The organism is Polynucleobacter sp. IMCC 30228, from assembly GCF_021395205.1.
In the GTDB taxonomy this organism is placed as follows: domain Bacteria; phylum Pseudomonadota; class Gammaproteobacteria; order Burkholderiales; family Burkholderiaceae; genus Polynucleobacter.
Map to the genome: position 1 here is coordinate 561,149 of NZ_JAJVCS010000001.1, position 12,163 is coordinate 573,311.

The 12,163-nt window shown below is 43.7% G+C and carries 12 protein-coding genes; 4 read left to right on the plus strand and 8 right to left on the minus strand.

What is annotated here, in order from left to right:
• Positions 1 to 37 precede the first annotated feature (37 nt).
• From lnt to LZT21_RS03010, 5 genes are all read right to left on the minus strand, one after another.
• Positions 38 to 1,582, minus strand: coding sequence for an apolipoprotein N-acyltransferase (gene lnt / locus LZT21_RS02990; RefSeq protein ID WP_233989204.1), 1,545 nt, complete (start codon positions 1,580 to 1,582; stop codon positions 38 to 40).
• Positions 1,583 to 2,419 (minus strand): HlyC/CorC family transporter, encoded by an 837-nt coding sequence (locus LZT21_RS02995; RefSeq protein WP_233989205.1) that lies wholly within the window; start codon positions 2,417 to 2,419, stop codon positions 1,583 to 1,585. It lies immediately after the preceding gene.
• 11 nt (positions 2,420 to 2,430) lie between these two features.
• Positions 2,431 to 2,901, minus strand: a complete 471-nt coding sequence (gene ybeY, locus LZT21_RS03000) for an rRNA maturation RNase YbeY (protein WP_233924580.1) — start codon at positions 2,899 to 2,901, stop codon at positions 2,431 to 2,433.
• Positions 2,885 to 4,231, minus strand: a complete 1,347-nt coding sequence (gene miaB, locus LZT21_RS03005; protein ID WP_233924582.1) for a tRNA (N6-isopentenyl adenosine(37)-C2)-methylthiotransferase MiaB — start codon at positions 4,229 to 4,231, stop codon at positions 2,885 to 2,887. Before miaB ends, ybeY begins: the two co-directional genes overlap by 17 nt.
• A 64-nt stretch (positions 4,232 to 4,295) precedes the next feature.
• On the minus strand, positions 4,296 to 5,585 hold the full coding sequence (locus LZT21_RS03010) for a putative Na+/H+ antiporter (RefSeq protein WP_233989206.1): 1,290 nt from the start codon (positions 5,583 to 5,585) through the stop codon (positions 4,296 to 4,298).
• Between the two features lie 220 nt (positions 5,586 to 5,805).
• Here LZT21_RS03010 and htpG point away from each other — a divergent pair, with 220 nt between their 5' ends.
• Positions 5,806 to 7,707 carry a molecular chaperone HtpG gene (gene htpG / locus LZT21_RS03015; RefSeq protein WP_233934709.1) on the plus strand — a complete coding sequence of 634 codons (1,902 nt, stop codon included), beginning with the start codon at positions 5,806 to 5,808 and terminating at the stop codon, positions 7,705 to 7,707.
• Positions 7,708 to 7,725: 18 nt separating this feature from the next.
• Positions 7,726 to 8,118 carry an OsmC family protein gene (locus LZT21_RS03020; protein ID WP_233924585.1) on the plus strand — a complete coding sequence of 131 codons (393 nt, stop codon included), beginning with the start codon at positions 7,726 to 7,728 and terminating at the stop codon, positions 8,116 to 8,118.
• A gap of 4 nt (positions 8,119 to 8,122) precedes the next feature.
• Here the strand turns inward: LZT21_RS03020 and LZT21_RS03025 are convergent, their stop codons facing one another.
• Both LZT21_RS03025 and LZT21_RS03030 read right to left on the minus strand, forming a co-directional pair.
• Positions 8,123 to 8,449, minus strand: coding sequence for a glycine zipper domain-containing protein (locus tag LZT21_RS03025; protein ID WP_233924586.1), 327 nt, complete (start codon positions 8,447 to 8,449; stop codon positions 8,123 to 8,125).
• A gap of 30 nt (positions 8,450 to 8,479) precedes the next feature.
• Positions 8,480 to 8,851 carry a Rap1a/Tai family immunity protein gene (locus LZT21_RS03030; RefSeq protein WP_233934708.1) on the minus strand — a complete coding sequence of 124 codons (372 nt, stop codon included), beginning with the start codon at positions 8,849 to 8,851 and terminating at the stop codon, positions 8,480 to 8,482.
• A gap of 74 nt (positions 8,852 to 8,925) precedes the next feature.
• Here LZT21_RS03030 and LZT21_RS03035 point away from each other — a divergent pair, with 74 nt between their 5' ends.
• On the plus strand, positions 8,926 to 9,450 hold the full coding sequence (locus tag LZT21_RS03035; protein WP_233924588.1) for a gamma carbonic anhydrase family protein: 525 nt from the start codon (positions 8,926 to 8,928) through the stop codon (positions 9,448 to 9,450).
• Between the two features lie 290 nt (positions 9,451 to 9,740).
• On the plus strand, positions 9,741 to 11,408 hold the full coding sequence (locus LZT21_RS03040) for an MFS transporter (RefSeq protein ID WP_233989207.1): 1,668 nt from the start codon (positions 9,741 to 9,743) through the stop codon (positions 11,406 to 11,408).
• 77 nt (positions 11,409 to 11,485) lie between these two features.
• Here LZT21_RS03040 and LZT21_RS03045 read toward each other — a convergent pair whose 3' ends face one another.
• The gene (locus LZT21_RS03045; protein WP_233924590.1) at positions 11,486 to 12,073 is read right to left on the minus strand and encodes an MOSC domain-containing protein; all 588 of its coding nucleotides are present in this window, start codon (positions 12,071 to 12,073) and stop codon (positions 11,486 to 11,488) included.
• Between the last annotated feature and the right edge of the window lie 90 nt (positions 12,074 to 12,163).

Genomic DNA, 12,163 nt, shown 5'->3' on the forward strand with positions numbered 1-12,163 from the left:
GCTAAGGCCTTGATTTTAACCGCCCGAGACAACTTAGCTAAGAAAGTCGCCGTTTTAACTTGCAACTTAGTCCAAAAAGAATCAAGACACCACAAAATGCCAATATTGGCAGGTCTCCCCATAGTACATAAGGGGTTTTACCCGAGTAAGCCTGTACTTCCATCTGGAGTTCAGCACGGGTAAATTGCGGTAACTGAGCGAGCACACGGCCATCAGCCCCAATAATGGCAGTAATCCCAGTATTGGTTGCACGAATGCTAGGAAGCCCCGTTTCTAAGGAGCGAAGTTGGGATAAACGCAGTTGCTGGGTTGGTGCTTGTGAATGCCCAAACCAGACTAAATTGGTCATGTTAACTAGGAGATTAATTGGCGCAGTGGCATTTCTCAGTCGGGCAGCAAGTTCTCCGCCAAAGACATCTTCATAGCAAATCGTAATCGCAGCGCCCAGCGGTTTTGAATTAGTAGGCTGGATTAAAAACGGTGGCTGATTAACTGCGCCACGACCAAAATTACTCAAGGGAATTTTAAATTCATCGACAAACCATTGAAAACCAGGCGGAATAAATTCACCGAATGGAACTAGATGCGATTTATCGTAGACATAGCTGGGCCGATCTTGACTTAAGCCCAGCGCTCGATTTGTAAATAAGACTTTATTATTTTCGCCGTCAATTTGCCCCACAACACCAATTAACACTTGACTCGCACTAGCCTGAGCAAATGCTTGCAATTGTGTGATGGCGCCAGCTGGTAATTGGGATTCTGGCCAAGGAAAAGCAGTTTCAGGAATGACAATTAAATTAGCCGACTTTTCCTCAATTAAAGTTAGATACAGTTGAATCTGCCTCATGATCGCAGGCGGATTAAATTGCTGACTTTGGGCAAAGTTACCTTGCAGTAGCCTCACTGAAATTGGCTTTTCATAGGCTTGTGTGAAATGCCCAATTCCGAATACCTGACACAATAAAACTCCACTAACAACCATGCCACTCACTTTCCATGGCGCAAGACGTAATTGGGCAATTAGATAGGAAAGCCAAAATACTGCAAAGGTACAAGCGAGCCCCCCAAACCAAGGAGCGATTACCGCAAAAGGACCATTGACTTGGGTTTCAGCAAAACCACTCCAAGGGAAGCCGGTCAATAATGAGCCACGCAGGTATTCCAGCAAAGTCCAAGAACTAGCAAATAGCAGGGCATTGAGCAAGATTGCAAGGGAAGTTTTTTTTGCCGCCTGGCTAATGCAATGAGCCAGTAGCAGAGCCATGCCAAAGAAAAGACTCAGGTAACTCGATAGGGCAAAGACACCAAAGCCCGCTAGCAGCCAACTTAAGCCTCCAACATCATGCAAGCTAATATAAATCCACCATAGGCTACAAACAAAATACGCTAAACCGAAACCCATACCGAGAATGAAAAATGTGCGTTTTTGTTGAAGCCGAAAGTTAGCCAGTAAATACCAAAAAATACTGAGGGCTAAAATTTGCCACCAACCCCCATAGGAAGCTTCAGCGAGCAAGGCAGTGGCAATACCACTTCCTACCGCACACAGTAGCGCACGCAACAGGCTAGAGTTAATCAATTAAGTCTCGGATGGTAGGCGGCGGGCAATAAGAATATGAATTTGCCGTGAATCTGCCCGTTGAATTTCAAATTCAATACCTGCGATTTGGACTTTCTCACCCAATTTAGGTACTCGTCCTAAATGTTGCGAAATAAAACCTGCAATCGTTTCAATATTTTCCAAATGAAAATGAGACCCTAAGGCTGCATTCACTTGCTCTAACTCAGTAATGCCTTTAATGCGTAATGCCTCATTATCGAGCTGAATAATATTATCCGCATCTTCATCCACATCAAACTCATCTTCAATATCACCCACAATTTGTTCAAGGACATCTTCGATCGTAATAATGCCAGCAATACCTCCGTACTCATCAACTACAACAGCAAGATGATTGCGGTTATCACGAAAATCGCGCAATAAAACACTTAGACGCTTTGATTCAGGAATAAAAACGGCGGGGCGCAGCCAGTCGCGTAATTGAAAATCGGCATCGGCAGAGTAGCGTAAAAGGTCTTTAGCTAACAAAATGCCAATGACTTTATCGCGACTGCCTTCAAACACAGGAAAACGTGAGTGGGCCGCAGCAATCACTTCAGTAATAATTTGAGATATAGGGAGGTTGACATCAATCCAGTCTAGCTGTGCTCGCGGAACAAGAATATCGCGGGCACATAATTCCCCCACTTGAAAAACACCTTCAATCATTGCTAGGGCATCAGCATTAATGAGGCCCTCTAATTGCGCTTCGCGTAAGGTATTAATAAGGTCGCGGCGCTGCTCAGCTGGCGAGCTCGGTTCAGGACTAAGAAACTCGCTTAAGCGTTCGAGCAGGGTTTTTTGGATTTCAGGCATAGACCAATTATCTAATAAGGGTTAGGATAGCCGAGCATTTTGAGGGATTGAACTTCTAAAGCCTCCATTTTTTTCGCCGCTGGCGATTTTTCATGGTCAAAACCGCGGGCATGCAGACAACCATGTAGTACTAAATGGGCTAAATGCGCTTCTGGCGATTTATTTTGCGCGCGTGCTTCGGCAAGAACGACAGGCCAGCAAATAACAATATCGGCGTGGAGCGGTAGGGTCCCTGTAGCTTTGCTTTCAACTTCGCTATAAATAAAAGTCAGCACATTAGTAGATTTATCGCGTTGTCGAAAATGGTAATTTAGTGCCTTACTTTCAGCTTGATTGATAAAGCGTATAGTTAGTTCGCCCTGTAAATTACTCAGCCCCATTAAAATCCAGCGGCGCATTTTTTTCTGCCCAACTAGGGATAGAACTTTTTCCTCGAGGCTTGCGCTGGCAAATTGGAAATTAATTTTAGGTAATTTCAGCATAAACTATTTCACCGCGCAGGGTATGGGTTAATACTTCCGTAATGCGCACGGTTTGTATTGAGCCAAGCCATTTTTGCAGATCATGCGCGGGCGCGGGAATGTGAATGACCCGATTATTTTCGGCGCGACCCTGTAAATTTATCCCGTCTTTTGCCAGACCTTCAATTAAAACGGTTTCTTCGTTGCCCAACATATTTTGACTAATGATTTTTGCTTGTGAATCAATTAGGGCTAATAATTGATGTAAACGCTGTAACTTAACTTCATGCGGCGTTTCATCGGGTAGGTTTGCCGCAGGTGTGCCAGGGCGAGGACTAAAAATAAAACAGAAGCTATTATCAAACTGTAATTCTTCGACCATTTGCAATAATTTTTCAAAGTCAGCTTCAGTTTCACCAGGAAAGCCGACAATGAAGTCACTCGATAAAGTCAGATTCGGTCTGACCGCACGCATGCGGCGAATAATGCTTTTGAATTCAAGCGCAGTGTAACCCCGTTTCATGGCCGATAAAATCCGATCAGACGCATGTTGTACAGGCAGATGCAGATGGCTAACAAGTTGCGGGATATGGGAATAGACATCAATTAGGCGCTGACTAAATTCTTTGGGATGACTAGTAGTAAAACGAATGCGCTCAACCCCAGGAATTTCAGCCACATACTCAATTAACAGGGCAAAATCAGCTAAAGAACTTGAGTCGCTTAGCTTGCCTTGATAGGCATTCACATTTTGCCCAAGAAGCACAATTTCTTTTACACCTTGTGCGGCTAGGCCGGCAATTTCAACTAGTACATCATCTAATGGGCGTGAGACCTCTTCGCCACGGGTGTAAGGTACTACGCAGTAGCTGCAATACTTCGAGCAGCCTTCCATAATAGAAACATAGGCAGACCCCCGAGTTTGACGTGAAATAGGTAAGTGATCAAATTTTTCAATTTCAGGAAAAGAAATATCAACTTGTGAGGCACCGGTAAGAAGACGCTTCGCTAACAAGTCGGGAAGGCGATGCAAGGTTTGCGGTCCAAACACAACATCAACATGTGGGGCCCGATTAATAATTTGTTGCCCCTCTTGGCTAGCTACACAACCGCCAACGCCGATTAATAATTGGGGTTTGGTTTTTTTGAGTTCACGTAGTCGACCTAAATCAGAAAATACCTTATCTTGGGCTTTCTCCCGAATAGAGCAGGTATTGAGCAACACCACATCGGCTTGTTCTAAATCTAAGGTCGTTTCCATACCTGCAGATGCATGGAGGATGTCGGCCATCTTGCTCGAGTCATACTCGTTCATTTGACAACCAAAAGTTTTGATATAAAGCTTTTTCATATGCCGTTCTCAGGTTTATAGCTGGGGGCGAAGCTCGGATTTTAAGGGAAATACCCCAAACAAGCTAGAGCAAGCGGTAAGCCGCAATGGCAACTAGTGTTGGCGGTAAGGCGGCTAGCAAAAGATAAGTAGCTGAAACCGCTGCATTCGGGAAGTAGTTCCGCAGGATTGCGATACCTGCAGGATTAGGTGCATTGGCAATAACGGTTAAACCACCTCCTGCTACCGCGCCACCAACTAAGGCAAGTTTGAACTCAGCTGAAGTACCGGTTACAAGCGACCCTAAATAGGTGAGAGCAGCATTATCAGTAATCGCTGTTAAAGCTAGGCTGCCATAAAAAACTGCACTAGGGCTCATTTGGGTTAGAAGGGGTTGTAGCCACCATGCTTGTAATTTGCCTAAGACCACAAGACCAGCTAAAAAAAATCCAACCAATAAGGCTTCGCGCAAAATTAATGGGCTCTGGTGTTTTGGGTATGCAACCGTATAGCCAATGAAAAATAATAAGAGCCAAATAAAAAGCACGGGATCATGGGCTACTGCCACTATTGCACAGAGAAATAATAAATGAATAAAGGTAACGCTAATGGGCGTTCGCTTGTGGGCATGGCTAGCCTGCTGCGCTTGTTGTAAGCGCGCTACTTCAAGGAGGACTAAATTTTTACGAAAGAGGACGCTCACTATTAATGAATTAAGCAAGATAGCAAGACACGATTTAAGGCCAAAGTTGCTCAACATGAAAGCGTTATCCCATTGCCAAGTATTCGCCACCATTAATACGGGCGGTGCAGCAAAATTAGTGAGGGTACCGCCAATCGAGATATTGACAAATAAAACCCCTAAAGTACCAAACATAAATGGAATAGAGGGCTGATGTCGATACACTAAATCACGCAAGAGAAAAGCGGCAAGCGTCATCGCGGCAGGTTCGGTAATTAAGGACCCCAATAATGGCGTAATACTGAGGGTTAAAAAATACAGGGCGGTACTTTGCTCCGTGCGCACTAAGCGATGGGCCCCATGGCTTAGCCAATTTAAAATTTGCGTTGCAAAATCGAGTATGGGTTTGCTGCCAGCAACGACCATAATGGCAAAAACAAACATAGGTTCAGTATAATTTCGCTCATTCAAGTATTGCTTTGCACTCGCAAAACCATCAATTGCCCAAATAAATAGAATTAATACGGCTGCCCATAGTCCAAAGACAATTTCAACTTCGCCAAGCATATGAAGCAAGCCAGAATGCCGCTTAGAATGGGCCGCTAATTTTTCAAAATAGGCGGTACAAAATGTGTGAGTCACTGCAATGACAAAAAGGACACTAGCACCTAGTTCGGTCGGGGTAAAGTTCATGATGGGATCTTATCAGCTGCAAATGTAAAAAAAAGAATTCGTCTAATACCCTTAAAAAAGAAGTAAAAACCCCTGGAATTTCATGAATTTTAGGTATTTTTAGCAATTATTAAGGATTGGCACCTTGAAATGGGCAAGCAAAACCCCATATATGGTGTAGAGAAAAAGACCTGTGTCGCTAATATACAAAATTTTTAAACGCAATTAAGGATAAAGAGTAATGACCCAAGTTCAAAAAGAGACCTTAGGCTTTCAGGCAGAGGTTAAACAACTATTGCAATTAATGATTCACTCTTTGTATTCCAACAAAGAAATCTTTTTGCGCGAACTCATTTCTAATGCCTCCGATGCAGCTGATAAATTACGCTATGAGGCAATGACACATGCTGATTGGTATGAAGATCAACCCGAATTAAAAATCAAAATTACTTTTGATAAGGTAGCTCGTACTATCACCATTACCGATAATGGTATTGGCATGAGCCGTGAAGAAGTCATTTCTAATTTAGGCACAATTGCAAAATCGGGCACGAAAGAATTTTTCTCCAAACTCTCAGGTGATCAGCAAAAAGATGCCGCTTTAATTGGCCAATTTGGGGTTGGTTTTTATTCGGCTTTTATTGTGGCTGATCGCATTACGGTAGAAACCCGGCGGGCGGGCTTGCCAGCTAGTGATGGTGTGCGTTGGGAATCAGATGGATCAGGTGAATTTACAGTAGAAACGATCGATCGCCCAGAGCGCGGCACAGCTATTACCTTGCATCTGCGTGATGGCGAAGATGAGCTACTAACGACTTATGCCCTGAAGACTATTGTGCGGCGGTACTCCGATCATATTTCTTTGCCAATTGAAATGCGCAAAGAGGAGTGGGATGAAGAAAAAAAAGCCCAAGTATTGAAAGATGAATTCGAAAGCATTAATCAAGCTAGCGCTTTATGGGCAAGACCAAAGTCTGAAGTTAGCGTCGAACAATATGATGAATTTTATAAAAATTTGTCGCATGATTATGAAAATCCTTTGTGCTATTCACATAATCGAGTAGAGGGGCGTAGTGAATTTACGCAATTGTTATTTATTCCTGCACATGCGCCATTTGATTTATGGGATCGCAATAAACGTGGCGGCATTAAGCTCTACGTTAAGCGGGTATTCATTATGGATGACGCTGAACAATTAATTCCCACCTACTTACGTTTTGTAACAGGCGTCATTGATACGGCCGATTTACCTTTAAATGTGTCACGTGAAATTTTACAAGAATCACGTGATGTTAAAGTGATTCGTGAAAGCTCAACTAAGCGTGTGCTTGGTATGTTAGAAGACTTGGCTAATAGCGCTGATGAAACGAACCGTGAAAAATACCGCACCTTCTGGAATGCCTTTGGTCAAGCGTTAAAAGAGGGGGTTGGAGAGGATCAAACCAATCAAGAACGCATCGTAAAATTATTGCGTTTTGCTAGTACCCATTCCGATTTACCTGAGCAAACCGTTTCTTTAGCCGATTATGTAGCGCGCATGAAGCCAGGGCAAGAAAAAATATATTACGTTACTGGCGATTCATTTAATGCGGCAAAAAATAGCCCCCATTTAGAAATCTTTCGTAAAAAAGGCGTCGAAGTGTTGTTGTTGTGCGACCGGGTAGATGAATGGATGCTTTCATTTTTAACGGAGTTTGAAGGTAAGGGGCTTTTATCGGTGGCTAAGGGTGATCTCGATTTGGGCGAGCTAACTGATAAACCAGAAAAGGCTGCACAAGAGGCTACCGAAAAGGAATTTAAGGATCTACTCGAGCGGATGAAAAAAATCTTGGCAGATAAAGCAAAAGATGTGCGTATTACCTTTCGTTTAACTGACTCCCCTGCATGTTTAGTAGTTGATGAGCATGAATTATCAGGTAATTTACTGCGCATGTTGAAAGCCGCAGGGCAACAAGCGCCGGAAACAAAACCAATTTTAGAAATCAATCCTGAACATCCCCTGTTGCGCAAGCTAAAGTATGATGACCAACAGTTTGATGAGTGGGCTCATCTCTTATTTGATCAGGCATTGTTGGCTGAGGGTGGTCAGTTAAATGATCCTGCAGGTTTTGTGAAGCGCATGAACCACATGCTTTTAAGCTAGGCCTTAACTGGAGCTCAGATGAATAAAGTCATTTCGCAGTTTGGTTTGGAACCAATGCAGCAACAAATTAGTGCTGGTGAACATCAATTTGTAGCGGATGTGAGCGTCAAGCTGGGTGGCGCCAATTCGGGGCCATCACCCCATGAGCTTTTGGCCGCGGCTTTGGGTGCCTGCACTGGAATTACTTTAAAAATGTACGCACAAAGAAAAGCTTGGCCTTTGAGTAATGCTATTGTCTCTGTTGATATCAATCGCGCCAATCAAATTGAGCAGTTTGAGCGCACCATTGAACTCATTGGTAATTTGGATGCAGAGCAGCGGGCACGGCTATTAGAAATAGCCAATAAGTGCCCAGTGCATCTTGCTTTAGCGGGGCAGATTCAAATTTCCACCCAATTACTCAACGCATAGCAGATTATTTAGAGGTAGAGCTAGAGCCTGAGCTTGCCTTTTGACCCGCACTATAACCTTGGTTGTACTGAGCCTGTTTTTCTGCTGCCTTATCTTTTTCGTATTTATCATAGACATAGCCGCCAGCTGCACCAACGGCAGCGCCACCTACTGCGCCCCAAATTGCTGCGCCGCCTAAAGCTGCTGTCCCAATTGCACCGGCAGCAGCACCAATGGCGCCTCCAGATAAAGTACTTTGCTGCGAGCTGTTCATGTTTGAGCAGCCCGTAGTTACCAGGCCAGTAGTTGCAAAGATACTAGTAATGGCGATTAATTTTTTCATCGTATGCATAGTGTTATTCCTTCAGGATGGTCTTAATAATTAAGCGGGGCAAGGGAAGCGCTCAGCTAAATAGCGCAAAGCACTATCGGCCGCAGGGCTACTAAGTAGTGCAGGTTTGCCTTCGGCCCATTTAACAAAGTCGCTAATCACAGTATCTCGCGTGGGTCCTGGCTGTTTGACGCAAATAAAGGGTTTGGCGATGCTGGGATGTCGAGTAACTAAATACGTATCGTAAAGACCTGTTGCATAGCCCAAGCAAAAACTGCGTGACTCGCTACTGGCTGGACTTTTGCAGCTAGTAATAAATTCTTGGGTACTGAGCACTGCGACCTTTTCTTGGGCATATACAACAGTAATAAATGGACTTGCCAAGCCCAAGGCGATAAGTGAAAGTAGGAATTGTTTTTTCATATGTGGCCCCTTGATCGGTTATGAAATAATCGTAAATGTAAATTCTACTCAATTTAATAAATCAATAAGGAATTATGGCTATTTTTGAACTCGACGGTATTCAGCCCCAAGTGGGAGAGGGGGCTTGGGTTGCTGAAAGCGCTGAAGTTATTGGTAACGTACGTTTGGGCCGAAATGCGAATATTTGGCCCCAAGTTGTAATTCGGGGCGATAACGAACTAGTTGAAATTGGCGAAGAGGTCAATATTCAAGATGCATCGGTTTTGCATTCAGACCCAGGCTTTCCTTTGAGTCTCGAGAAACGGGTATCGATTGGCCATCGGGTGATGCTTCATGGCTGCAAAATTGGCGAAGGCAGTTTAATTGGCATTGGGGCAGTTATTTTAAATGGCGCCAAAATCGGTAAGCATTGTTTAGTTGGTGCGGGCTCTTTAGTGACAGAAGGTAAGGAATTTCCAGATGGGTCGATGATTTTGGGCTCGCCAGCGAAGGCAGTAAAGTCGTTATCGCCTGAACAATTAGCACGACTCGAATACATTTCCAGTCATTACGTACAAAATGCGCAGCGCTTTAAAAAAGGCCTGAAACGAATTGGCTAAGCAATTGGGGACAAAGTTGCTACATAAATCATAGCGATCTTTGATCTGCATCAAGCTCAAACGAGCTTATTACCATATTATTTTCTTAATCTTTATTGGATTGCCCTCAACTGTAAATAATTTTGGACAAAAAAAAGACAAAAGAAATTGGTAAATACCAAAAAACCGAATTACTCGGGAAAACCCCAACCCTTTTACATTGGGAGTTACCCTAGTTAGCATAAAAAAAGCCGTAATACATAGCATAATCATTCCGTTATATCAAACGCATGAAATTATTGGAGAGAAAAATGGCAATAGCAAAAGCAGCACCAATTTCCGCGGGAGATCGCAAAGTTATTTTTGCTTCTTCGCTGGGCACAGTCTTCGAGTGGTACGACTTCTACTTGTATGGCTCACTAGCTGCCATTATTGCTAAGCAATTTTTTAGTGGCCTAGATGAAGGATCGGCATTTATTTTTGCATTGCTGGCTTTTGCTGCTGGTTTTATTGTGCGGCCTTTTGGTGCTTTGGTGTTTGGGCGCTTGGGCGACTTAATTGGTAGAAAGTACACCTTTTTAGTAACGATCGTCATCATGGGATCAGCCACCTTTATCGTAGGTCTATTGCCAAATTACGCGACGATTGGCATTGCAGCACCAGTACTTCTAATTAGCCTACGCATTCTGCAGGGCTTAGCTTTGGGTGGTGAATATGGCGGCGCAGCCACATATGTTGCCGAACATGCACCACGAAATAAGCGGGGGGCCTATACGGCTTGGATTCAAACGACCGCTACGCTCGGACTGTTTTTATCATTGTTAGTCATTTTGGCTACGCGTGAATTCACGGGCCCTGATTTTGATGTATGGGGCTGGAGAGTGCCTTTCCTTGTATCGATCTTTTTGTTGGGTATTTCGGTGTGGATTCGCTTGTCGATGGCTGAATCACCTGCGTTTAAGAAAATGAAGGAAGAGAACAAGCTTTCCAAATCGCCGTTAGCTGAATCCTTTACTGAGTGGAAAAACCTCAAGATCGTAATCTTGGCTTTATTCGGTTTGGTTGCTGGCCAGGCTGTAGTTTGGTATTGCGGCATGTTCTATGAGTTGTTTTTCCTTACCCAGGTTCTGAAAGTCGATGGGAAAACCGCTAATTTAATGGTTGCAGGCGCATTAATATTGGGCACCCCGTTTTTCATTGTATTTGGTTCGTGGTCTGACAAAATTGGCCGCAAGCCAATCATTATGGCTGGACTGTTATTGGCAGTTATTACATATATACCCAATACGCCAGTGTCGGTATTTAATGGCCTCACCCACTTTGCTAACCCTGCATTAGAAAAAGCAATGGCAACTTCACCTGCCTCAATTACAGTTGATCCTGCAGAGTGCTCATTCCAATTTAATCCAACAGGTACGGTTAAGTTCACCAGTTCTTGCGATATTGCTAAGCAGGTGATGGCAACTAACTCAGCAAGTTACACTACTATTCCATCAGCCCCAGGAACGGTGGCGCAGGTGAAGATTGGTGAAACTGTCATTGATGGCTATGCCGCCAAGGGAATGGCTCCAGCCGATGCGAAGGCAGCGGATGCAAAATTCAAAAAAGAAATTCGTAGTGCTTTAGATGCCGCTGGTTACCCTGCGAAAGCAAATCCTGCGGATATCAATATACCAATGGTGGTCTTACTGTTGGTTTACTTGGTTATCCTGGTAACAATGGTGTATGGTCCAATTGCTGCTGCTTTAGTTGAAATGTTCCCAACCCGTATTCGTTACACTTCAATGTCATTGCCGTATCACATTGGTAATGGTTGGTTTGGTGGTCTCTTGCCAACTATTTCCTTTGCTTTAGTAGCCCAAAACGGCAATATTTATTACGGCCTTTGGTATCCCATTATTGTGGCCTCTGCTACTTTAGTGATCGGTGTTCTTTTTGTAAAAGAAACAAAAGATATCGATATTTATGCTCGTGACTAGGGTATTGAACTAGTTAAGTAAAAAACCCGATTGCCAAAAACAATCGGGTTTTTTCTTTTGGCACAGCCGTAAATAAACTACCTATTAATGAGTAGTTTATTTTGCTGCGCAATTGAAATCTCCCGCGGGCCTGGCGTTACATCAATTGAATTACCAGCACTGATTAAGCCAGGTTTTAGTACCCGCAAATACCAACCAGAATAAGCATTTTTCAGCATGGCCTTAGCTGCGCCGTTAAACCCCAGCTTGGCATTGAATTTAAAGCAGGGTTCGCGTAACTTCACTACCGCAAGTTCAGCAGCCCCAATGCGCCAGCGATCACCGATATATACGTCTGCTTCAAGCAGGCCAGTAATGGTTAGATTTTCTCCGAGCTCACCATGGCTTAAAGCAATTGTTTGTTGGCGCTCTTGGCCTAAGAGCGTATTCCAAAAATCATAATGCTCACTAGGGTAGGCATAAACCGCTTTTTCGATGCCACCATGCACTGTAAGGTCAGCTTGTTCATCGCCATCAAGCCCTAGCACCCCAAGCAAAATAGGCTTTGGGTTAGCGATTTGGCTAACTGGTATCTTATTAATCGCTGAGGGCACCACTGTAAATTCGGGGTGATGTACCCCAGGTAATGGAGCCACTTTGCCAATTGAGATGGTGAGAATACGCAAGAGTAAGCCTCCATTAAAAGTAGTTTTATTTTAACTTTGATAAACTTAAAAGGCTTAATTTCTTGGTAGACTACGATAACCAAAAGAAAT